This is a genomic window from Nocardia takedensis NBRC 100417, assembly GCF_000308695.1.
GTDB lineage: Bacteria > Actinomycetota > Actinomycetes > Mycobacteriales > Mycobacteriaceae > Nocardia > Nocardia takedensis.
Window position 1 is genome coordinate 1 of record NZ_BAGG01000100.1, and the last position, 22,351, is coordinate 22,351.

General features: G+C 72.0%; 17 protein-coding genes and 1 pseudogene. 12 read left to right on the forward strand and 6 right to left on the reverse strand.

The features are described 5' to 3' along the window. From ON30_RS21515 to ON30_RS36945, 4 genes and pseudogenes are all read left to right on the forward strand, one after another. Positions 1-186, forward strand: a pseudogene (locus tag ON30_RS21515) (alpha/beta hydrolase); the annotation flags it as partial. A 56-nt stretch (positions 187-242) separates the two neighbouring features. Then, a complete protein-coding gene (locus tag ON30_RS21520) occupies positions 243-617 on the forward strand; it encodes a hypothetical protein (RefSeq protein WP_040709592.1) in 375 nt (124 codons plus the stop codon). Then, positions 610-1,932 (forward strand): PPE domain-containing protein, encoded by a 1,323-nt coding sequence (locus ON30_RS39330; RefSeq protein WP_040709594.1) that lies wholly within the window; start codon positions 610-612, stop codon positions 1,930-1,932. The genes ON30_RS21520 and ON30_RS39330 overlap by 8 nt, the downstream gene beginning before the upstream one ends. Beyond that, positions 1,929-2,927, forward strand: a complete 999-nt coding sequence (locus tag ON30_RS36945; RefSeq protein ID WP_040709596.1) for an ESX secretion-associated protein EspG — start codon at positions 1,929-1,931, stop codon at positions 2,925-2,927. Before ON30_RS39330 ends, ON30_RS36945 begins: the two co-directional genes overlap by 4 nt. 159 nt (positions 2,928-3,086) lie before the next feature. Here ON30_RS36945 and ON30_RS21535 read toward each other — a convergent pair whose 3' ends face one another. Then, a complete protein-coding gene (locus ON30_RS21535) occupies positions 3,087-3,710 on the reverse strand; it encodes a phosphoribosyltransferase (protein WP_040709598.1) in 624 nt (207 codons plus the stop codon). A gap of 11 nt (positions 3,711-3,721) precedes the next feature. Beyond that, on the reverse strand, positions 3,722-4,576 hold the full coding sequence (locus ON30_RS21540; RefSeq protein WP_051029730.1) for a carbon-nitrogen hydrolase family protein: 855 nt from the start codon (positions 4,574-4,576) through the stop codon (positions 3,722-3,724). Positions 4,577-4,637: 61 nt separating this feature from the next. Between ON30_RS21540 and ON30_RS21545 the strand changes: the two genes are divergently transcribed. Together ON30_RS21545 and ON30_RS21550 are read left to right on the forward strand one after the other, a co-directional pair. Further along, positions 4,638-6,425: a DEAD/DEAH box helicase gene (locus ON30_RS21545; RefSeq protein WP_040709599.1), complete on the forward strand. Its 1,788-nt coding sequence runs from the start codon at positions 4,638-4,640 to the stop codon at positions 6,423-6,425. A gap of 130 nt (positions 6,426-6,555) precedes the next feature. Beyond that, a complete protein-coding gene (locus tag ON30_RS21550; protein ID WP_245554155.1) occupies positions 6,556-9,906 on the forward strand; it encodes a bifunctional RecB family nuclease/DEAD/DEAH box helicase in 3,351 nt (1,116 codons plus the stop codon). Positions 9,907-9,912: 6 nt separating this feature from the next. On the opposite strand, the gene ON30_RS21555 is transcribed toward ON30_RS21550, so the two are convergent. Both ON30_RS21555 and ON30_RS21560 read right to left on the reverse strand, forming a co-directional pair. After that, complete coding sequence (locus ON30_RS21555) at positions 9,913-11,091, reverse strand: amino acid deaminase/aldolase (RefSeq protein ID WP_373282600.1); 1,179 nt, start codon at positions 11,089-11,091, stop codon at positions 9,913-9,915. A 35-nt stretch (positions 11,092-11,126) separates the two neighbouring features. Continuing rightward, positions 11,127-11,609 (reverse strand): hypothetical protein, encoded by a 483-nt coding sequence (locus ON30_RS21560; RefSeq protein WP_040709603.1) that lies wholly within the window; start codon positions 11,607-11,609, stop codon positions 11,127-11,129. A gap of 427 nt (positions 11,610-12,036) precedes the next feature. Between ON30_RS21560 and ON30_RS21565 the strand changes: the two genes are divergently transcribed. Further along, a complete protein-coding gene (locus ON30_RS21565; RefSeq protein ID WP_040709604.1) occupies positions 12,037-12,783 on the forward strand; it encodes a tyrosine-protein phosphatase in 747 nt (248 codons plus the stop codon). A 22-nt stretch (positions 12,784-12,805) separates the two neighbouring features. Here the strand turns inward: ON30_RS21565 and ON30_RS21570 are convergent, their stop codons facing one another. Together ON30_RS21570 and ON30_RS21575 are read right to left on the reverse strand one after the other, a co-directional pair. Next, positions 12,806-14,029, reverse strand: coding sequence for a class I adenylate-forming enzyme family protein (locus ON30_RS21570; protein ID WP_040709605.1), 1,224 nt, complete (start codon positions 14,027-14,029; stop codon positions 12,806-12,808). A 100-nt stretch (positions 14,030-14,129) separates the two neighbouring features. Continuing rightward, complete coding sequence (locus ON30_RS21575; protein ID WP_040709606.1) at positions 14,130-14,924, reverse strand: enoyl-CoA hydratase/isomerase family protein; 795 nt, start codon at positions 14,922-14,924, stop codon at positions 14,130-14,132. Between the two features lie 38 nt (positions 14,925-14,962). Here ON30_RS21575 and ON30_RS21580 point away from each other — a divergent pair, with 38 nt between their 5' ends. The 5 genes from ON30_RS21580 to ON30_RS21600 all read left to right on the forward strand — a co-directional run bounded on the left by ON30_RS21580 (position 14,963) and on the right by ON30_RS21600 (position 22,306). Then, positions 14,963-15,985 carry a glutathione S-transferase family protein gene (locus ON30_RS21580; protein WP_040709607.1) on the forward strand — a complete coding sequence of 341 codons (1,023 nt, stop codon included), beginning with the start codon at positions 14,963-14,965 and terminating at the stop codon, positions 15,983-15,985. Between the two features lie 124 nt (positions 15,986-16,109). Further along, entirely contained in the window at positions 16,110-16,841 is a 732-nt protein-coding gene (locus tag ON30_RS21585) for a hypothetical protein (RefSeq protein ID WP_040709608.1), read from the forward strand. Continuing rightward, entirely contained in the window at positions 16,838-17,821 is a 984-nt protein-coding gene (locus ON30_RS21590; protein ID WP_040709609.1) for an ABC transporter ATP-binding protein, read from the forward strand. The genes ON30_RS21585 and ON30_RS21590 overlap by 4 nt, the downstream gene beginning before the upstream one ends. Next, the gene (locus tag ON30_RS21595) at positions 17,818-18,600 is read left to right on the forward strand and encodes an ABC transporter permease (protein WP_040709610.1); all 783 of its coding nucleotides are present in this window, start codon (positions 17,818-17,820) and stop codon (positions 18,598-18,600) included. Before ON30_RS21590 ends, ON30_RS21595 begins: the two co-directional genes overlap by 4 nt. A 70-nt stretch (positions 18,601-18,670) precedes the next feature. After that, the gene (locus ON30_RS21600; RefSeq protein WP_051029735.1) at positions 18,671-22,306 is read left to right on the forward strand and encodes an ABC transporter ATP-binding protein; all 3,636 of its coding nucleotides are present in this window, start codon (positions 18,671-18,673) and stop codon (positions 22,304-22,306) included. Positions 22,307-22,351 lie beyond the last annotated feature (45 nt).

The following is a 22,351-nucleotide window of genomic DNA, read 5'->3' on the forward strand; positions in this document are numbered from 1 at the left end:
ATGGAGGACCGCAGGGCGCCGATCGATGCCATGAGGGTATGGACTGCGCGCCACGAGACGGTAAATTTGCTCGAGTACGCCGACGCCGGACACGACCTGCTGCACGAACCGGTGCACGCGCGGGTGGCCCGCGACATCGCGGACTGGTTGCAGGGTGTGGTCGTGGGGTTGGCACGACAGCGGTGAACCGATAGGGCGGGTCGCAGGCCGGCTGACGGCACGACGGAGAAGGGGGACGCGGGATGCGAACGGATGTCACGGATCTGAACCGGGCTGTCGACGAGGGACAGCTCTGGATGGACGGGGTGCTGGTCGCCGACGGCGCGCACGACCGGTGCGCCCGGCGCTACGAACAGCTCGCCGACGAGGTCGAGGCGCAGATCCTGGTATTGCGCTCGGCCACTTCGGTTCCCGGCTTCGGCGGCTTCGCCTCGGGCGCGGCGCTGCGCGGCGGTTTCGAGGCCAAGGCGCGGGACGCGGTCGCCCGCATGAGCGCCTACGCCGACGCGGCCCGCGCGCTGGCCCAGACCTTCCGCGCCGCCGCCGCGGCCTACTCCCGCTCCGACGACGAACTCGCGGGCGCCGTCGGCCGCATCGAGGGGGCCGACCGTGCGTGAACTGCCCACCGTCACCGGCGAACGCGGGCCGCACACCCGCACCGACCCGGACTACGCGCCCGACGTCGAGGTCTTCGACAACCTCACCCACCGGGAGATCCACGACGCCGTCCAGCAACTCGACCCGGCCGCGATCAACGCGGGCGGCGCGGCCTGGCACGGGTCGGCCGCCGGTCTGGCCGACGCGGTCACCCGGGCGCACACCGAGATCCGCTCGCTGATCGCCGACGGGTGGCGCGGCGGCGCCGCGGCCACCGCCGCCGACGCCGTGCGCGCGTTCGAGCGCGACGGGCAGCGACTGGCCGATGTCATGGCGAGCGTGGGTCTGCGGTTGGAGCGGGCGGGCGGCGCGGCGGAATCGCTGCGCGCCGCCGTCGGCACGCCCGGCTCCGGCGAGCCGGATCTCGGTGCGGCACTGTTGGATCCGTCACAGGCGGCGGCGAACATCGTGACGCAGAAGGCCGTCGAACACGACCGGCAGGACGTGGTCGCGGCGATGGACACCATGTACACCAACGCCTTCCTCCAGTCCGGCGTCGGCGTGCCCGCGTTCCCCGACATCGACCAGGGCGCGGGCGTTCCGGGTGCGGGCAGTACGGGGCAGGCGGTTCCGACGTTCTCGCAGCTCGCCTCGGTCGAGGTGGGAACGCCTGTCACCCAAGCGGTCTCCACCGGCACGGCGGTTCCGGCCGTCGCGGTCGCGGGCACCGAATCGACGCGGGCTCCCGCGGCGCCCGCGCCCGCCGAATCGACCACCGCCCCTGCCGGCGCAAGCCCCGTGGGGATCGGCGTGCCGGTCGCGGCCGAGATTCCCGCACCGTCTCCCGGCCAGACCGTCGCCGCGAGCACTCAGACACCCACCACGCCCGTGGTCACCGCCGCCGCTCCTGTCGCGGAGCGTCCGGTAAGCCCCGCCTCGGGCGCTCAGGTCACCGCCGCGTCGGCCGCGCCGACCTACGCGCCCACACTGCCCGGCAGCGGGGTACGCGGGAGCACCGACGAGGACAAGCGCGAGGAGAACAAGCCGCGCGAACACAGCGGTGACGCCGTGAGCGGAGCGGGCGCGGGCGCGTTCGGCGGACTCGTCGGCGGTGCGCTGGCGGGCGGCATGGACAACGCGCGGTCGGGGTCGAGCGTCGGCGCGCCGCAGGTCGCCCGGCCCCGCCAGGACGACGAGGACGAGGACGACGACCTCGGCTGGTTCGACGACGACGATCTGACCTTCCTCGAACCGGCCGACGAGCCCGACGAGTTGATCGGCGCGCTCGACCCGACCACGCCGCCCGTGGTCGGAGAGTGGACCGACCTGGAGTGAACTGGACGCTGACCCCGGATCAGTTCGCGCTGGCCTGGGAACGCACCGACGGGGACCGCATCCCCTACCCGCTGGCCGTGCGCCTGTCCGCTCGCGACAGCACCGAACGCGCCGCCCAGTTGCCCGGCCTGATCCGGTGGTGCGACCGGGTGCTCGACGCCGATCTGGAGGCCGCGCTGCGCGTGCTGGCGCGACCGACGGTGCGGTTGGAGGTCTACGGGGAGGGGCATCCGGCGCTCGTCGAAACCCCCGACCCCGTGGGCTTGGGAGCCGAGATCGTCGCCGAGACAAGGATTCTCGGAATGGATACCGCGGCCGCCGAGCCCGGCCGCGGTCGGGCCTCGGCGGTGGGCGCGGCGGCGCGGCGGGAATCGACCGGACGTACGAGCGACGACCATGCCGGAAACCCCGGGTACGACACCATCGTGCGCGGTCCGGACAGCCTGACGGACTTCGAACCGGGGGATGCGGCGACGACCGACCGACCGCCGGTGCGTGTGCTGGGTGCGGCCGCGGGCCACATCGCGGTGGTGGCCGCCCAGTGCCCGGGAGTCGCGCCGGATCGCGGCGGGGACATCCGACTGAGCATCGGCGGCCCGAAAAGTCTTGCGGCCCGCGTCGTCTCGATGCTGCCCGGGAACCGGGCGGGCGGCCTGCCGCGGTTGACCGCCCCGGCGGGCCGGGTCCGCGAGGACAGCCGCGACCTGGTCACCGTGCCGGTCGCCGGTCCCAGCGCGCCCGCGCGCATCCGTCGCCTGCTGGCCAGCCCCCGCGAAGGCATCGGCCAGATCGTGGTGTCGACCCGGCGCGCGGACGGCGACCTGCGCCCCTTCGGCGTGCTGTGCTGGATCGACGTCCTCGGCGACGGCCGCTACGCGGTGCGCACCGGCGCGGACGTCGACCTGGCCCCGGTCGACGGCGAGGGCTTCACCGCCCACCTGCGCCCGATGCTCAACGCCGCGGGCCGGTCGGGAGCAGACGCCCAACGCTGGTGAGCGCGAGCAGTCGCAGACGACATCGCCCAGGGCCACGTTCAGCGCGCGGGGCGAACGGCCTTCGCCGACGACATCGCGCCCGTGCGCGCATTCAGCGCTCGAGCGGACAGGCTTTCGCCGGCGACCGCGCGGCTCCGGGGGATCGCGGGCACGCGGACCTCAGCGCAGCAAGGCGGTGACCTCGGAGTCCGCGAGTTGGTGGAAGTCGGCGTAGGCCGCGCCGACTCCGCCGAGAGTTTCCGGAATCCACGGGCAGATGACTTCGTCGGCCTCGCCTTCCACGCGCCGCACCGCCTCGAGCGAGGACACCGGCACCGCGACCACCAGGCGCGCGGGACGGTGCAGGCGGGCGACCCGGCAGGCCACGGCGACCGTCGCGCCGGTCGCCATACCGTCGTCGACCAGGATGGTGACGCGGTCGGTGAGCGGCAACGGCGGCGCGGCGGCGCGCCACAGCGCGCGACGGCGTTCGAGTTCGGCGCGTTCGGCGGCCTCGATACGGTCCCACTCCCCCGGTTCGAGTTCGGCGTGCGCGATGACGTCGGGGTTGGTGACCCGCGCGCCGCCTTCCCCGATCGCGCCCATCGCCAACTCGGGTTGCCAGGGGACGCCGATCTTGCGGACCAGCAGGATGTCGAGATCGCCGCCGAGGACGGCGCGGACGGCGGCGGCCACCGGGACACCGCCGCGCGGGAGACCGAGCACCAGCGGCGCGGGGGCGCGCAGGTGTTCCAGCCACGCCGCCAGGTCACGTCCGGCGGCGTCCCGATCGCCGTAACCCATCGGGTCGAACGCTACTCCGCCGCGCGCTCGGCGATCGCGAATCGACGCAATGCCAGGCTGGGGTTGCTCGCGCGGACCTCCTCGAGCCTGCCGAGATCGATCTCGGCGCTCAGCACGCCGGTCTCCGTGCCGAGTTCGGCCAGGACGGCGCCGCCGGGATCGACGATCATCGACGAGCCCGCCCCGAGCGGCGCGGCCTGATCGGCGGCGACCACGTAGACGGTGTTCTCGATCGCGCGGGCCCGCACCAGCGTCGTCCACTGGTCGACCTTGCCGGGCCCCGGGATCCACTGCGCGGGCAACAGCAGCGCCTGCGCGCCCGCGGCGGACGCCCGCCGGAAGCCCTCCGGGAAGCGGAGGTCGAAGCAGGTCTGCATGCCGAAGGTCACACCGTCGACGGTGAACAGGGCCGGGTCCTCGATCGCGCCCGCCGCGACGACGTCGGATTCGCGGTGCCCGAAGGCGTCGTAGAGATGCACCTTGCGGTAGTGCGCGACGACCTCGCCCGCCGGGTCGAGGGCCAGCAGGGTGTTGCGGATCCGCGCGGACCCGTCGTCGGCGGATTCGATGACGCCCGCCACCAGGTGCACGCCGAACTCGGCGGCGATCGCGGCGAGGCCGCCGGCGAACGGGCCGGTCAGCGGTTCGGCGACGGCCACCACCCGGTCGTCGAGGCGACGCACGGCGAACATCGAGTACTCGGGAGCGACGACCACGCGGGCGCCCGCGCGGACCGCGGCGCCGACGTGCTCGCGCACCGCGGCGAGGTTGTCGGCGGGTTCGGTTCCGGGCGCGAACTGGACCGCGGCCACCGGCACCGTGGCGCCGGCCGGGTGGGCGTGTGCGGGCAAATCATTCGGCGGCATGTCTTCACCGTATTGGCCCGGTGGCCGGAAGGACTACCGCGAGGCAGTAAAATACTGGTCAATGAGTACCAATGAGGTCGACAGCGTTCCTGGCGACACCGACAGGGACACCGACGGCCCGACCTTCGCCGATCTCGGAATCGATGACCGCATCCTGGCGGCCATCGCCGACGTCGGCTATGAGTCGCCGTCGCCGATCCAGGCCGCGACGATTCCGCCGCTGCTCTCCGGCGCCGACGTCGTCGGCTTGGCGCAGACCGGTACCGGCAAGACGGCCGCGTTCGCGATCCCGATCCTGATGGGTCTGGAGGTGTCGGGGAAGGCCCCGCGCGCCCTGGTGCTGGCCCCCACCAGGGAACTGGCCATCCAGGTCGCCGAGGCGTTCGGGCGCTACGCCGCGCACATCCCCGGCTTGAACGTGCTGCCGATCTACGGCGGGCAGAGCTACGGCGTGCAGTTGTCGGGCCTGCGCCGCGGCGCGCACGTCGTGGTCGGCACGCCCGGCCGGGTGATCGACCACCTGGAGAAGGGCACGCTGGACCTGTCGCAGTTGCAGTATCTGGTCCTCGACGAGGCCGACGAGATGCTGAAGATGGGCTTCCAGGAGGACGTCGAACGCATCCTGGCCGACACGCCCGGCGAGAAGCAGGTCGCGCTGTTCTCGGCCACCATGCCGCCCGCGATCCGCAAGATCTCCAAGCAGTACCTGCACGATCCGGTGGAGATCACGGTCAAGACCAAGACCACCACCAACACCAATATCAACCAGCGCTGGGTGCAGGTCTCCCACCAGCGCAAACTCGACGCCCTCACGCGTGTCCTCGAGGTCGAGTCCTTCGAGGCGATGATCATCTTCGTGCGCACCAAGCAGGGCACCGAGGAACTGGCCGAGAAGTTGCGCGCGCGCGGGTTCTCCGCGGCCGCGATCAACGGCGACATCGCCCAGAACCAGCGGGAACGCACCATCGGCCAGCTCAAGTCCGGCACGTTGGACATCCTGGTGGCCACCGACGTGGCCGCGCGCGGCCTGGACGTGGACCGCATCTCGCACGTGGTCAACTACGACATCCCGCACGACACCGAGTCCTACGTGCACCGCATCGGCCGCACCGGGCGCGCCGGGCGCAGCGGCGAGGCGCTGCTGTTCGTGGCGCCGCGCGAACGTCACCTGCTCAAGGCGATCGAGCGCGCCACCCGGCACCCGCTGACCGAGATGCAGTTGCCCAGCGTGGAGGACGTCAACGCCCAGCGCGTGGCGAAATTCGGCGACACGATCACCGAGAACCTGTCGAATCCGAATCTGGCGCTGTTCCGCAAGCTCATCGAGGACTACGAGCGCGAACACAACATCCCGCTGGTCGACATCGCCGCGGCGCTCGCGGTCGGGTCGCACGACGGCGAGAACTTCTTCATGGAGCACGAACCCGAACCGGTCGAGCGACCGCAGCGCGACCGCGCTCCCCGGGACAGGCCCGCGCGTGGCTTCGAAGGCGACCGCGGTCCGTCGTTCAGTCGCGGCACCGGGGCGGAACTGGCCACCTACCGGATCAGCGTCGGCAAGCGCCACCGTGTCGTGCCGGGCGCGATCGTCGGCGCGATCGCCAACGAAGGCGGCTTGCGGCGCAGCGATTTCGGGCATATCAGCATCCGGCCGGACCACAGTCTGGTCGAGTTGCCCGCCGATCTGTCCGACGAGACGCTGGAAGCGCTGCGGCGCACCAGGATCAGCGGTCAGTTGATCCAGCTGCAACTGGATTCGGGCCCGCCGCAGCAGCGCCCGTACAACCGCGGACCGCGCCCCGACCGCACCGGCGGGAAACGCGGCGAACGGCGCAAGCCGCGCTCCTGACCCGGGCAGGGTTCATCCAGGTCAGCGGGGCCGGCTAAGGTGTTGCCGTCCGCGTTGGTCTGGCGCGGGTGTCCGTAGGGCACCGGCGCTTGCGGGTGTCCCGCAAGACACAGGAGGGCCGCGTTTGTTCGTGTTCGGTGATCGTGTCGTGTGCACCGCCGCTGATCTCGTGCGCGCGGCCCGGTGTGAGTTCGCGGTGTTGCGTGCCCTCGATGTCGACCTGGGCACGCTCGCCGGTCCGGACGTACCGGTTCCCACCCCCGCGACGGAGGTCGCCGCGCCGGGGTGGCGTGCTCGGTTCGGCGGCGCGATCGAATCCGGGCGAACGGAGTCGGTCGAGATCGCGCGCGACGGTATCGACTCCGACGATCCGTCCGTGCGGGTAGCGGCGCTCACCGCCGCGCACGAGGCCACCGTCGCGGCGCTGCGGTCGGGTGCGTCCAGGGTGTTCGGCGCGGTGTTCTTCGACGGCGAGTTCACCTGTTCCTGCGAGGTCTTGGTGGCCGAATCGGATCGCTACGTCCCGCACGGCGTGGCGACGGACGCGCACGACGTCGTCGCCACCGCGCTGGAACTCGCGGCCTGCGCGGCGGCGGACGAGGCGGTCGGCGCGCTCCGAGAACCAGCGGTGGTGCGGGTTCTGGTGGGCGACAACGTCTCCGAGGTTCCATTGCGCGACCTGCTGCCGGTGTACCGGGCGCGGCGGCGGCGACTCGAGCGGATCGTGGCCGACACCCTCGGCGAGTTGCTGCCGGTGCAGTGGGGCGATCCGCGCTTCCTGGCCTGCGGGAACTGCCCGACCTGCGTGGCGGCGTTGACGGCGGCGCGGGATGTGCTGCTGGTGGCCGGTCTCGGCAATCCCGCCCGAACCCGGTTGCGGGAGGCCGGGATCACCACGATCGACCGACTGGCGCGCGCCGGGTCCGCAGTGCCCGGGTTGGCGGTGCGGACCGTCACCGCGTTGCGCCGCCAAGCCGAGATCCAGCTCGACAGTGAGCGATCCGGGGTTCCCCGGCACACCGTCCTGGCTCCACGGGCGCTCGCCGCGCTCCCCGCGCCCGCCCCCGGTGATGTCGCGCTGACCCTCGACAGCCGTCCCGGCCGCACGCCCGCGCTCACCGTGGGTGACGCGGATCGGGTGTTGATCCACGGCGGTGGCGACGGGCGCGCCGAGGGGCCGTTGCGGGTCCTGGAATTCCTGGCCCGGCGCAGACGCGACCACCCGGACATGCGGGTCTACTACTACACCTCCCGCGTTCGCGACGCGCTGCTGGACTACACGGGCGGCTACGGCCTCGGCGAGGAGATCCTCGACGAATTGCTGTGCGAGGGCGTGCTGGTCGATCTGTACCCGATCCTGCGTTCGGCGCTGATCCTCGGTGAGCGGTCCTACGCGCCCGCCGCGATCCGCGCGGTGCTGTCCGCCGGGCGACCCGTTTCCGGTGACGCCGCCGATGAGGTCACGGCATCCCGGACGGACGACGGCAGCACCGACAGCGCGGCCACGGAACCCGACTGTGTGACGTTGCTGCGGTTGCGTTCGTGGCTGGCCGAGCGGGCCGCCGAGGCGGGCGTGTTCCCGGAGCGCCCCGGCACGCCGGGAACCGTGGACCACCAGCAGGTTCCGCTGTCGCGCCCGTCGTCGGTGGAGGCGGCGCTGGCCGAATTCGTCGCGCGGGCGGGTGACGACGCGCCACGCGCGGCGAAACTCATGGCGGCGGCGCTGGGCTATCACCGGCGCGAACGGCAACCACTGTGGTGGGCGCACGCCGACCGGTTGAGTCTGCCCGTGGACGAATGGCCCGAGGCCCCCGGCGTTCTCGTCGCCGAATGGGGCAACGTCGACACCAAATGGCATCACAGCCCGACGCGCCCGACGATGCGCCGATACCTGACTCTGACGGGCCGCATCGGGGCCGGTCGCGGGCGCGTGCTGCCCCCGGGGACGACGGTCTACACCTTCTACGATCGACCGGTCGTGCCGGGGATGGTCACGGCCGTGGGCGGGCGCGCGACGGCCACGGCGACGGTGCTGGGTTGTTCGGTCGACCCCGATTTCGCCGACGCCGTGCGCCTCGAGGAACTGCTGCCCGAGGGCTGCGAACCCTACGACGAACTGCCCACCGCCATCGCGCCGGGGCTGCCGCCGCCGCCCGAGAACGCCGAGAGCGCCGTGGAACTGGCCGCTCAGCGTCTGCTGGTGACGCTGCCTGAGGTGCCCGAGGACGCGATCTTCGACATCCTGTCCGGTCGCGCGCCCCGACTGCGCGGCGGCGCGCCGCTGCCGACGGCGCACGGCGATCAGGCGGCGGCGGTCACGGCCGCGGTGGCGGCGCTGGACCGGTCCTACGTCGCCGTGCAGGGGCCGCCGGGCACCGGGAAGACCGCGACGGCCGCGCGGGTGATCCACCGGTTGGTGACCCGCGACAAGTGGCGGGTCGGCGTGGTCGCGCTGTCGCACCCCACCATCGAGAATCTGTTGGACGCGGTGGTGGAGATCGGGGTGCTGCCCGAACTGGTCGCCAAGAAGGATGTGGGCGCGGTGGCCCCGGAGTGGGCGGTCATCGACGCCGACCGCTATCCGCGATTCCTCGACAACGCCGTCAACGGCTGTGTGATCGGCGGCGCGCCCGCGGATTTCGCCGACGAGCGGTTGATCCCGCGCGGGGCGCTGGACCTGCTGGTCATCGCCGACGCGGGCTATTTCCCGCTGGCCGAACTCGTCGCGGTGGGCGCGAGCGCGCGCAATCTGCTGGTGGTCGGCGATCCGGCGACCACGGCCGCGCGCGCCGCCCATCCCGCACCCGTCGGCGCGTCGGTGCTGGGCGGGATGGTCGACGCGGGCGGTACGCTGCCCGCCGCGTTCGGGTATTTCCTCGAACGCACCTGGCGGATGCATCCCCGGGTGTGCGAACCGCTGTCGCGCGTGCGTTACGACGGGTGGTTGATCGCCAACGAGACGGTCACCCTGGCAAGGCAACTCGACGGCGTCCCGCCCGGCGTGGAGACGGTGCTGGTGGATCACCAGGGCAACACCACCGCCGCCGAGGCCGAGGCGCGCGAGGTGGTGCGGCGGGTGCGCGCGCTGTTGGGCGCGTCCTGGACGGTGGGCACGCTGACGCGCAGGCTGCATCCGCACGACATCTTCGTCGTCGCGCCCTACGGCGCGCAGGTGACCGTGGTTCGGACCTTGTTGGCGCGGGCCAAGATCGAAGACGTGCTGGTGGGCACCCCCGACCGGTTCCGCGGCCGGGAGGCGGCGGTGGTGCTGGTGTCGATGGCGACCTCCACCGCGGCCGACGCCCCCGACGGCATGTCGGCGCTGCTGGCGGGCGATCTGGTGCCCGCGGCGGTGGCGCGCGCGATGTGGCGGGCCGTGGTGATCCGCTCGCGGCTGCTCACCGAGTACCTGCCCGAATCCGCCGGGGAACTGGCCGAATTGGCGGGCTTCCTGGAACTGACCGCGACGACGGGCGATTAGCGCGCCTCAGCCGAAGCAATGTCCTTCGCCGCGATAGGTGGGCACGGTGGTGCGCGTGCCGTCCGCGTCGACCAGGTGCAAGCGGTTGAAGCGTTCGCACAGTTCACCGGCTTTGGCGTGCCGGAACCACACCCGGTCGCCGATGCGCAGGCCCGAGGCCGCCGTCAACGGTGTCTGGACTTCGCCCGCGCCCTCGGTGCCGATGAGCCGCAACCCGCTGGGCCACACCGGTTTCGGCACCCGGGCCGCGCCCGCGGGACCGGAAGCGATGTAGCCGCCCGCGAAGACGGTGGCGATCGACGGGGTGGGCTTGCGCAGGACAGGGGTGGCGAAGAACAGCGCCGGGCGGGGGGTGAAGGCGCGGTAGTTGTCGAACAGGGTCGGCACGTACAGGCCCGAACCGGCGGTGACCTCGGTGACCTGCGGACTGGTCGAACTGACTTCGAGCGATCCGGTGCCGCCGCTGTTGACGATCCGCAGGGGGCCGACCACCGAGCGGACCGCGTCCAGGACGGCGGTGCGGCGCTCGGCGATCTCGCGGGCGGAGGCCTTCTTGACCAGGCGGATCGCGATATTGCTGTCGGGCAGACCGGCGATCTGCGCCTCGTAGGTCATCACGCCGACCACCTCGAAGCCGCGGTCGCGGGCCGCGCGCGCCAGCGTCTCGGCCTGTTCGGGGGTGCGCACGGGCGAGCGGCGCACGCCCAGGTGCAGGGGGCCGATCCGCAGCGAGGCGTCGATGTCCAGGCAGATCCGCGGGCGGGCGCGGTCGCCGACGGCCGTGCGGATCAGGGTGAGCTGGTCGGGATCGTCGACCATGAGGGTGATCGAGTCGAGCAGGATCTGCTCGCTCGCGAGTTCGGCCAGCGCGGCGCGGTCGACGCTGGGATAGCCCAGCAGAACGTCACGTGCGCCCTGGCGGGCCAACCAGAGGGCTTCGGGCAGTGCGTAGGCCATCAGGCCCGCGAAGCCACCGGACGCGGTCAGGCCGGCGCCGAGCACCTCTTCCAGGACCGCGCGGCAGCGCACCGATTTGCTCGCGACCCGGATGGGGACGCCACCCGCGCGGCGTACCAGGTCAGCGGCGTTGGCCCGCAGCGTCGGCAGGTCCAGGGCGGCCAACGGCGGGTCGAGGTCGGCGGTGGCCGCGTGCAGTCCGGCGATCGGCAGGGTCACCCCTCCCACTCAACCACCAACTTGGTCAGGCGTCCAGCTTTTCGTCAGGGAACGTCGCCCGCCCTGGTCGCCAGGCCGCTGACCAGATCGTCCAGGACGACCAGCATGGTCTCGTCGTCGCAGTCGGCCAGCCAGCGCAGCACCGTGCCCTGCAACACCGAGACGGCGTAGACGGCGATCGAATTGACCGGCTCCAGCCACTGGGTGCCGGAACGGGTCGCGCACAGGTCCAGGAAGGCCGCCATCTCGGCGTCCATTCCGCGGAATCGTCGCGCGGCATCGGAGTCGGCGACGCATTCGGCCTGCATTTCCCACCGCTCACGCAGGGATCGAATGGTCGCCTCGTACGCGCGTACCTGTTTTCCCGGCGCCGATTTCACCACCGGCCAGTACGAACTGATACCGGCGTGCAACAAAACCCGTAGCGCCCGCACCCCGTCGAAATCCAGCGAAGCCGCCGCCTTCTCCACGGCATCGCAGATCGCGGGGTGCAACCGCGCTACAGCTATATCTCCACGTGCGCTCAACGAAGACTCCCTCGGCGATAAAACCCGCACCCGACCTGCGGTGCGACTCGCTGAACATTGCGACCATTCCCGCGGATCTCCTCGGTGAGACCCGCCGGCTGCCCGGTCCAACGATCATCAATGGTAGAGGGTTATCAAGGTTTGAGAACGGGTTCGATGGGTATTTTCAGACCAAAAGATTGTTTTGTTACGTAAACGGGACTGCTTCGCAATCGACCCCCTACCCCCGCCGAATCGCCGTTCTGGGCGCTGTCTCGCCGACCCTCCGGCGGCGCGCGACCTCGATCCACTGTACGGACGAATTCGGGACCACCCGGTCCCAGTGTGGTACATCACACAAGCCGACCTCGCAATTCGGTCATCCGCCGGTCGCCCGCGGGCCGTCCGATCGTCACCGGCGGTCGGCATCGGCCGCTAGCCTGAATCGGTGACTGTCCCGCCCCCCGTCGATCAATTCCTCATCCCGGGAACCTTCAACTTTCGCGACACCGCTGGTCTGCGCACGGCCGACGGCGCGAAAGTGGCCCCCGGCGTTCTCCTGCGCTCCGCCCAGCTCAGCGCCCTGTCCACCGAGGGTCACGCGATGCTGCGCGAACTCGGCGTCGACGAGGTCTTCGACCTGCGCGGCCCGAAGGAGATCGACCACATCGGCCACGACAACCTCCCCGAAGGCATCCGGCTCACCGTGGCGCCCTTCGACTCGCGCATGGGCGAGGCCCCACCGCACGACGCCCAGACGACCTTCGCGATGGCCCACATGCTCGAGGTCTACCGCTACTTCCCCGCACTGCCCGAGGCGCACACCGCCATCACCGCCATCGCGGGCTCGATCATCGAGGGCGACGGCGCGGTCCTGGTGCACTGCGCGGCGGGCAAGGACCGCACGGGCTGGGCCGTGGCCACCCTGCTGTACGCCGTCGGCGTCACCGAAGAGGACATCCTGGCCGACTTCATGCTCAGCAACGCCGCCGCCCCCGCGCTGCGCGCGATGATGGCCCCGAAACTCACCGCGGGCAAGGATCTCTCGGAGGACCTGCTCGGCGTCCGCGAGGAATACCTGCGGGTCGCGATCGCCGCCGCCCTCGAACGGCACGGCGACATCGATTCCTACCTGAGCGCCGTCGGCCTCACCGACGGCGTGCGCGCCCAACTGCGCGACCGCCTGCTGGAATGACCGGAACCGGTGCGCCGCCGAGCTATTCGCCGCGGCGCACCAAACCGTCCGGATCGATCGTCACCTGATCGCCGGTGTGGAACCACCCGCCGGTGAAGCGATCCGCGGTGCCCTGCGGATCGTTCCAGTACCGGGGGGCCACATTCGGTCCGCGACACAGCAGTTCGCCGCACCCGGCGCCGGCCCGCGGGCCGTACAACGCCAATTCGGTGCCGCCGAAGGGGAATCCGAGCACTGCGGCGTCCGCGGCCGCGCCGTCGTCGGCGGCCAGGCCGATACCGCTGGTCTCGGTCGCGCCCCACACCGTCCACTGCCGGGCGGCGGGGAACACCGTGCGCAGCGCCGTCGCCGCGCCGCCGCGGACCCGGGGTGCCGCGGCGTGTTCGGCGCGGTGCCCGGCGATGCTGACCCGGGAGACCCCGCCCGTGGACAACCCGGCCAGGCGCGGCGCGAGGCGCGCGAAGATGCTCGGAGTGGCCGAGACCATGTCCACCCGTTCGGCCGCCAGGCATTCGGCCAACGCGTCCGCGTCGGGCGCGAGCACCACGGTGCCGCCGACGGCGAAGGTCGGCAGCACCTGGTCGACGCATCCGCTGGCGTGCGCCAACGGCAGCAGCACCAGATTGCGCAGTCCGTCGCCGGGCAACTCCAGCGCGTCGACCACCGAGCACACCGCCGACAGCAGGTTCTCGTTGGTGAGTTCGACCCCCTTGGGCACGACATCCCCGCCGGGGAGGTGACCGCTGGTGTAGCAGAGCAGCGCCAGATCGCCCAGCGCCGCGCCGTCATCGATGTAGGCCGCCCCGTCGGGCAGGTCGCCGGTGGCGCGCAGCACGAAATCGGCGCTGCTGTCGGCGATCACCCGTTCGGCGACCGCGTCGGGCACACCGTGGTGCACCAACACCGGCACCGCGCCGCTGAGCAGCGCGCCGAGGAAGGCGCGCACCCAGCGCGCGCCGACGGGCATGTGGATCGCGACCCGGTCGCCGTAGCCGATGCCGTGCTCCTGGAGTCCGCCCGCGATGCGCGAGGCGCTGTGCCACAACTGCCGGTAGGTCAGTCGCGGGCCGCCGACCTCCACGACGGCCTCGCGACCGGCGTAGGCGTGCACCTGCAGATCGAGCAGTTCGGTGAGCGCCGGGGTGAGATTGCCGTAGCGCAGCACCCCGTCCGCGCCTCTGGCCAGCGGGTTCTCGCGCGCGGGCGGACGTGTCGTGGGGTATTCGACCAGTAACTGCTGCGACATCCGTCCTCCGCTGGTGCCTCGCGCCCACAGGCACCTGCGACTATATGACGCGGATCACAATCTCGCCGGATTACGCCGGATTCGGGTTGTTCCGACCGGGTCAGCGCCCGGTGTAGGTCGCCTTGCCGGGTCCGTTGTCCAGGAAGCTGCGCACCCCGCCGCGCAGGTCCTCGGTGTCGAACAGGACACCCGAGACCTGCGGGGTCACCGAATCCGCGTGCGCCACACCGCCGGAACGCCACGCCGCGACGATCTGCTTGGTCGCCGCGTGCGCGCGGGTCGGGCCCTGCGCGAGTCGGCGCGCCAACGCCAGCGCCGCCGCGTCCACGTCCTCGTGCACGGCGTTGACCACGCCCCAGTCGGCCATCGTCGCGGCGTCGTACAGATCGGCGGTCATCACGAACTCGCGCGCGCGGCCCGACCCGGCCCGCTCGGCCAACCGCTGCGGACCACCCATCGACGGCGTCAACCCGACCACCGTCTCCACCAGGCCGAACTTCGCCTTCGGCGCGGCCAGGATGATGTCGCAGGCCAGCGCGATCTCGAAGGCCGCGGTCAGCGTCAACCCGTGCGCGGCGAAGATCACCGGACACGGCAGCGCCTCGAGCGGGTGGATGATCTGGGCGAACAGCGTGCGCCACAGTTCCGCGCCCTGCTCGACGGTCAACCCCTCGAAGACGTGCACGTCGACGCCGCCGGAGACCACCTTGCCCTCGGCGCGCAGCAGCACCGCGCGCGGCGGACGCGCCGCCAACTCGGCGATATCCGCGACCAGTCCGTCGAACATCGCCTGGTCGAACAGGTTCAACGGCGGATTCGCCAGGGTGAGGATCGCCACTTCCGCGCCGCCCTCGGTGGTCTCACGTTCCAACCGTGTCGCCTTCGTTTCGCTCATCCGGTCAGCCTAGAGGCTGCGTCTGCGAAACTGTCCCGGTGACCAAGTCGGCATCCGAGTCCGGTTCCTACGTCGAACCCGGCGAGTTCAAGCGCGATACCAACTACATCACCACCCGCATCACCGCCGACGGCCGCGACGGGTATCCGGTCGAGGCCGGGCGCTACCGCCTCGTCGCCGCGCGCGCGTGCCCGTGGGCCAACCGCACACTCATCGTGCGCCGCCTGCTCGGCCTCGAGGACGCGCTGTCGCTGGGCCTGTGCGGGCCGACCCACGACAAGCTGAGCTGGACCTTCGACCTCGACCCGGGCGGGGTCGATCCGGTGCTGGGCATCCCACGCCTGCGCGACGCCTATCTGGCGCGGTTCCCGGACTACCCGCGCGGCATCACCGTGCCCGCGATCGTGGACATCCCGACCGGCCAGGTGGTCACCAACGACTACGCGCGGATCACGCTGGACTTCTCGACCGAGTGGACCGCGCACCACCGCCCCGGCGCGCCGGAGCTCTACCCCGAGGAACTGCGCGCCGAGATCGACGAGGTGAGCCTCGCGATCTTCCGCGACGTCAACAACGGCGTGTACCGCTGCGGGTTCGCCGGCGCCCAGGACGCCTACGACGCCGCCTACGACCGACTGTTCGCGCGCCTGGACCTGCTCACCGAGCGACTGGCCGAGCAGCGGTACCTGGTGGGCGACACCATCACCGAGGCCGACGTGCGCCTGTTCACCACCCTGGTCCGCTTCGACCCGGTCTACCACGGACACTTCAAGTGCAACCGCAGCAAACTCGACGAGATGCCGGTGCTGTGGGCCTACGCGCGCGACCTGTTCCAGACCCCGGGTTTCGGCGACACCATCGACTTCGGGCAGATCAAATCGCACTACTACGAGGTGCACCGCGACATCAACCCCACCGGGATCGTGCCCAAGGGGCCGGACCTGGGCAACTGGCTGACCCCGCACGGCCGCGAATCGCTGGGCGGTCGCCCGTTCGGCGACGGCACCCCGCCCCCGCCGCCGCGCGAGGGCGAACAAGTCCCCCCGCTGGAGCGCGCGTAACCGGGTATATCCCCCACGCACGGGGAACCGAACGCGGCGCGCGGTTCGTTGCCGTGTTGGGCCGAGGACGTTTCGGTGCCATAGAGTTCAGCCCGCGAAGTGAGATCGAAGGGGTGCATTGCCGATGAGAACCGGCGCGATGGAGAAGACCGTGATCGCCCTGCTCGAGAACGGCTCGAAACTACAGTCGCCCGCGGTGGACCGATACATCGCCATGCTGCGGCGCTCGAACCCCGACGACACCCCCGCCCAGATCATCGCCAGGCTCGAGCGCCAGTACCTGCTCGCGGTCACCGGCAGCGGCACCGCGGCGGGCGCGACCGCCGCCATGCCCGGCGTCGGCACCGTCGCCTCGCTGGCCACGATCACCGCCGAGACGGCGTTCTTCCTGGAGGCCTCGGCGCTCTACACCCTGGCCATCGCGGCCGTGCACGGCATCGCGCCCGAGGCCAAGGAGCAGCGGCGCGCGCTGGTGCTCGCGGTCGTCCTCGGCGACGCGGGCATGGACATCGTGGAGAAGTCGGTCGGACATTCGGCCAAGAACTGGGGCACCCTGCTGGCCACCCGGGTCCCGGGCCTGTCCGGCATGAACGACTCGCTGATGAAGCGGTTCCTGGTGCGGTTCCTGACCAAGCGGATGGCGCTGATGGCGGGCAAGGTCATCCCGATGGGGATCGGCGCGGTCATCGGCGGCGTCGGCAACCGCGCCCTCGGGCAGACCACGATCGGCAACGCCCACAAGGCTTTCGGGCCCGCGCCGCGCACCTGGCCCGCACCACTGCACCAGATCGTCGAAGCCGATCCGCTCACCGCGATCGATCGGCCCCGGAAGCGGAAACCCACGGACCCGCGATGAGTTCCGCACGTCCGGCCTTCGCCGCCCGCGGGTTGAGCAAGAGCCACCCGTCGGGTCCGGTCGTGGAGAACGTCTCGTTCACCGTCGCCGCGGGCACCTGCACCGCGTTGGTCGGGCCCGCGGGCGCGGGGAAGTCCACCGTGCTGCGGATGCTGCTGGGCCTGGTGCGCCCCACCTCGGGGACGGCCGCGGTGGGTGTGCGCGGAGCGGCGGCGCGCATCGGCGGCGGCGGGCCCGTCGGCGCGGTGCTCACCCCGCGCGGCCTGCACCCGCTGCGCTCGGCGCGCGAGCACCTGGCGATCCACGCGGCCGCCGCGCGGGTGCCCGACGCGCGGATCGCCGACCTGCTCGACGCGGTCGGGATGACCGAGCACGCCGACGCGCCCGCCGACGAACTCAGCGCCGGTCAGCAGACCAGGGTCGCCGTGGCCACGGCGACCCTGGCCGACCCGCCGCTGCTGGTCCTCGACGAGCCGAGCGACGGACTCGACCCGGGCGAGCGCGGTTGGCTGCACGAATTCCTGCGCCGCCACCTGCGCCGCGGCGGCACGATCCTGCTCGCCGAACGCTCGCTGGCGGCGGCGGTGCCGCTGGCCGACGATCTGGTCGTCCTGAGCGAAGGCGCGGTGGTCTACGAGGGCACGCCCGCCAAACTGCGGCGCGGCTACCCCGACCGCATCGTGGTGGCGGCCTCGGTCCCGGTCGCCCTGGCCACGGCGCTGGCCGCGCGCGGGTACACCGACACCGTCATCCGGCCCGACGGCAGACTGGCCATCGCCGAGGCGAGCGAGGCCCAGATCCTCGACATCGCCCGCGCGGCGCATGTGCGACTGGATTCGGTGACGCCCGATCCGATCCACCCCGACCGGGTCCTGGCCTCGCTGACCACGCCCCGCGCCTCCGCCGCGCCGCATTTCGCACCCCCCGCACCGATGCCCCCTGCCGCCCGGCAGCCGATGCCCTACGGAATCCCACGGTGATCCCCCTCCTGCCCCCGGACCTGCTGCCCGCCGTCACCTCCGAGGCGCGCAAGGCGAGCACGCTGCGCTCGAATCTGATCCTGGTCTGCGCGCTGCCCGCGGTGGCGCTCGTCGCCGGCGCGCTGACGGCGCTGATCTCCGGGCCGGTCGACCCGAAGTCCGACCCGGTCACCGGTGCGGCCTCGATCGGCCTGTACCTGGCGATCGCCGTCACGGTGGTGGCGGCGGCCTGCTACGGCGCGCTCGCCACCGGCGCGGAGTTCCGCTTCGGCGGTTTCCCGCTCACGGTGCTGTTCACCGGGGACCGCGACCGGGTCGTGGCCGCGAAGTACCTGGTGGTCGGCGGTTCGGTGCTGGCGGCCGCCGTCGTGGTCGAACTGGTCGGCTTGCTGGCCCTGCTGGGCTTCGGGCACGACAAGGTCGAGGTGGGGCTGTCGCTGTTCGCGGTGCTCGGCGGCGGTCTGCTCGCGGCCGTCTGCTGGAGTCTGATCGGGGCGGGCCTGGCGCTGCTGCTGCGCCGCGCGGGGGCGGCCGTCGCGCTGATCCTGGGCTGGCTGCTGGTGGCCGAACCGCTGGTCTGGGTGGTGGCCCAGGCGATCGGCGCGGGCGGACTGGCGACGCTGCTGCCCGGTTCGGCCACCATCGCCACCGTCGCGGTCGGCTCGTTCCCCGACAGCGACATCCTCGCGCCGACACCGGCCGCGCTGGTGGTGCTGCTGGTGTGGACGGTCCTGGCCGCGGGCGCGGGCTGGAACGCCTTCCGCGGGCGCGATCTCTGACCGTCGCCGAATCCGCCCGCACGCTGCGGGAATAATCGGGTGTCACCGGTAGGTCGTACCGTCGGTGGATGTGAATGGGGGCATCGAACAGAACACCGGGGCGAACACGACCGGGCAGCCCGGCTGGATTCGCAGGCTCACGGCGGCCTCGCTGCGCTACCGCGGCACGCTCGCGGGCATCGCGGGGGCGGTCGCGCTGGGCGCGGTGGTCGAGATCGCCGCGCCGCTGCTGACCAAACGGGCCGTCGACGCGGCGGGGGTCGGCGATACCGCCGTCATCGGCGTGGTCGCCGCGCTGCTGGCACTGCTGGCCGTCGGTAGGTTCGTCGCCTCGCTGGGTCGGCGGGTGCTGGCGGGTCGGCTCTCGCTGGACGTGCAGCACGCCATGCGCGTCGACCTGCTGGCCTCGCTGCAACGGCTCGACGGCGTCGGCCAGGACACCTTGCGCACCGGTCAGGTCGTCTCCCGGTCGATCACCGACCTGCAATTGGTGCAGGGCCTGGTCGCGATGGTGCCGTGGTCCGCCCTGGCACTGCTGCAATTCGTGCTCGCCGCCGCGGTGATGGTGTGGCTCTCACCGCCGCTGGCGCTCGTCGCGCTGCTCGTGGTGCCCGCGATCGCGGTCGTGGTGCACCGGATGCGGCCTCGGCTGTACGCGGCCACCTGGTCGGCCCAGCAGCGGGCCGCGGATCTGGCCCAGCACGTCGAGGAGACGGTCACCGGGGTCCGGGTGGTCAAGGGTTTCGGGCAGGAGTCCCGGATGGTCGACATCCTGGAACGCCACGGCCGCGACCTGTACGCCGAGCGGATGCGCGCCGCGCGCATCGACGCCCGTTTCGCGCCGGTGGTCGCGGCCGTCCCGCAGGCGGGCATGGTGGCGGTGATCGTGGTCGGCGGTCTGTTGGCCGTGCACGGCGCGATCGGCCTCGGCACCTTCCTGGCCTTCGCCGCCTACGTCGCCACGATGACGGCCTCGGCCCGCACGCTCACCGCGGTCGTGGTGATGGCCCAGCTCACCAGGGCCGCGGCCGAACGCGTGTACCAGGTCATCGACACCGCCCCGGTGCTCACCGATCCGCCGCGGCCCGTACCGGTGCCCGAGGGGCCGCTGGGCCTGGACATCCGCGGTCTCGGCTTCGCCTTCACCCCCGACCAACCCGTGCTGCGCGATCTGGACCTGACGGTGCGACCGGGCGAGACGGTCGCGATCATCGGTCCGGCGGGCTCCGGCAAATCCACCCTCGCCCTGCTGCTGCCGCGCTTCTACGCGCCCGACGCGGGCAGCGTCCGACTGATCGGCCACTCCCCCAACGGGGAACCGATCTCGGTCGACATCGCCGACGTCGCCGCCCACGAACTGCGCGAAGCGGTCGGCGTGGTCTTCGACGACCCGTTCCTGTTCTCCGACACCATCGCCGCCAACATCGCCCTGGGCCGCCCCGAGGCCACCGACGCCGAGGTCCGCCGGGCCGCCGAACTGGCCGCGGCCGACGAATTCATCACGGCGCTGCCCGACGGCTACGACACGGTCGTCGGTGAACGCGGGCTCACCCTGTCCGGCGGGCAGCGGCAACGCATCGCGCTGGCCAGAACGCTGCTGGCCCGCCCGCGGGTGCTGATCCTGGACGACGCGACCTCCGCCGTGGACGCGGTGACCGAGGCCGCGATCTTCGACCGCCTGCCCGATCGCGGACAGCGCACCACGCTGATCCTCGCGCACCGGGAATCCACCCTGGCCCAAGCGGATCGGGTCATCCGGCTGCCCGCACCCGCGATCGTCGGTCGCCCCGCCGGCGAACTCGTCGTCGCCGACCGGCCGCCCAGCGCGACTGCCGGGCCGGGCAACTGGTCCGGGATCACCGCCGCGCTGAGCGCCACGCCGGAACTGCGCGCGGCCATCGCGAAACTGCCGCCCGCCACCGAGCGCCCCGCCGACGACGCCGCGAACCTGCGCGAACCCGATCCGGGGTTCCGGCTGGCCCGGCTGCTGCGGCCGGTGCGCCTGCTGGTGCTGCTCGTGGTCACCCTGCTGGCCGCCGACGCGCTGGTCGGCATCGCCTTCCCGCCGCTGGTGCGCTTCGCCATCGACAGCGGCGTCACCCACGCCGACACCGGTGTGCTGTGGCGGGCGGCGGGCATCGGAATCGTCCTGGTCGCCGCGGGCCTGGTGGTCGGCGCGATCACCACGATCCTGACCGCCCGCACCGGCGAACGGGTGCTGTTCGGGCTGCGCGTGCGCAGTTACGCGCACCTGCAACGGCTGGGCCTGGACTACTACGAGCGCGAACTGTCCGGCAAGATCATGACCCGCATGACCACCGACGTCGACGCGCTGTCCACCTTCTTGCAGACCGGCGTCGCCACCACCGTGATCGGCGTGCTGACCTTGGTCGGGATCGCGGTCGCGCTGCTGGTCATCGACGCCTCGCTGGCCGGAATCGTGTTGCTGGCGCTGCCGCCGCTGATCGTGGCCACCTGGCTGTTCCGGCGCTACTCCGACATCGCCTACACGGTGTCGCGGGAACGGGTCTCGCTGGTGAACTCGCATTTCACCGAGAACGTCACGGGGCTGCGCGCGGTGCAGGCCAACCGGCACGAACCGGTCGCCGCGCGGCGATTCGCCGAATACTCCACGCGCTACCGGCATTCGCGGATGCGCGCGCAGTGGGCGATCGCCCTGTACTTCGCCTTCGTCATCACCTGGGCCGATCTGGCGTTGGCCGCGGTCGTCTACGTGGGGGCCCGCGAGGTCGCCTCCGGGGCCACCACGGCGGGCACGCTCATCGCCTTCGTGCTCTACCTGGAACTCCTGTTCGCCCCGATCATGCAGCTCTCGCAGGTCTTCGACGGCTACCAGCAGGCCCGGGTCGGCCTGCGGCGCATCGGCGAACTGCTGCGCACCCCGTCCTCGATCGCCGCCGACCCCGCCGAACCGGTCGAGATCCCGGACGGGCTGCTGGGCGAGGTCGACGCCGAGGGAGTCCACTTCCGGTACGCGGGAGCCCGCGATCCCGCGCTCGACGGCGTCTCGCTGCACATCGCGGCCGGGTCGACGCTGGCACTGGTCGGGCCGACGGGCGCGGGCAAGTCGACCATCGTGAAACTGCTGGCCCGCCTCTACGATCTGCCGCGCGAGCGCGAGACGGGGGCGATCCGGGTCGACGGCGTCGACATTCGTGACATCCGTCTCGCCGACTACCGGGCTCGGCTGGGCATCGTGCCGCAGGAAGCTCACCTGTTCACCGGCGACGTGGCGAGCAACATTGCATTCGGACAACCATCGGCGAGCCCGGAACGCGTCGCCGCGGCCGCCGCGGCGGTGGGCGCGAGCGCCATGATCGCCGCCCTGCCGCTGGGCATGCGCCAACCGGTCGGCGAACGCGGGCGCGGGCTCTCGGCCGGTCAGCGGCAGTTGATCGCGCTCGCCAGGGCCGAACTGGTCGACCCGGATCTGCTGCTGTTGGACGAGGCCACCGCGACCCTGGACCAGGACACCGAGACATCGGTGCTGGTCGCGAGCCGTTCGCTGGCCCGCGGCCGGACCACGGTGCTGGTCGCGCACCGGCTGGCGACCGCCGCGCGCGCCGACGTCATCGCGGTCGTGGACCACGGTCGTATCGTGGAAATCGGCTCCCACGACGAGCTGCTCGCCGCGGGCGGGCACTACGCGCGACTGTGGACGGCGGCCGAACCGGCGATGCGATGAAACGCCGGCTGTGGGACGGACGACACTGTCCGGAAGGGTAGGAAT

Bases quoted from the DNA above. Each gene is read 5' to 3' on its own strand.
- ON30_RS21570 (WP_040709605.1), bottom strand. From the start codon at position 14,029: ATGTCGCAGCAGTTACTGGTCGAATACCCCACGACACGTCCGCCCGCG.
- ON30_RS21585 (WP_040709608.1), top strand. From the start codon at position 16,110: ATGAGAACCGGCGCGATGGAGAAGACCGTGATCGCCCTGCTCGAGAAC.
- ON30_RS21540 (WP_051029730.1), bottom strand. From the start codon at position 4,576: ATGCCGCCGAATGATTTGCCCGCACACGCCCACCCGGCCGGCGCCACG.
- ON30_RS21590 (WP_040709609.1), top strand. From the start codon at position 16,838: ATGAGTTCCGCACGTCCGGCCTTCGCCGCCCGCGGGTTGAGCAAGAGC.
- ON30_RS21545 (WP_040709599.1), top strand. From the start codon at position 4,638: ATGAGTACCAATGAGGTCGACAGCGTTCCTGGCGACACCGACAGGGAC.
- ON30_RS21575 (WP_040709606.1), bottom strand. From the start codon at position 14,924: ATGAGCGAAACGAAGGCGACACGGTTGGAACGTGAGACCACCGAGGGC.
- ON30_RS21535 (WP_040709598.1), bottom strand. From the start codon at position 3,710: ATGGGTTACGGCGATCGGGACGCCGCCGGACGTGACCTGGCGGCGTGG.
- ON30_RS21520 (WP_040709592.1), top strand. From the start codon at position 243: ATGCGAACGGATGTCACGGATCTGAACCGGGCTGTCGACGAGGGACAG.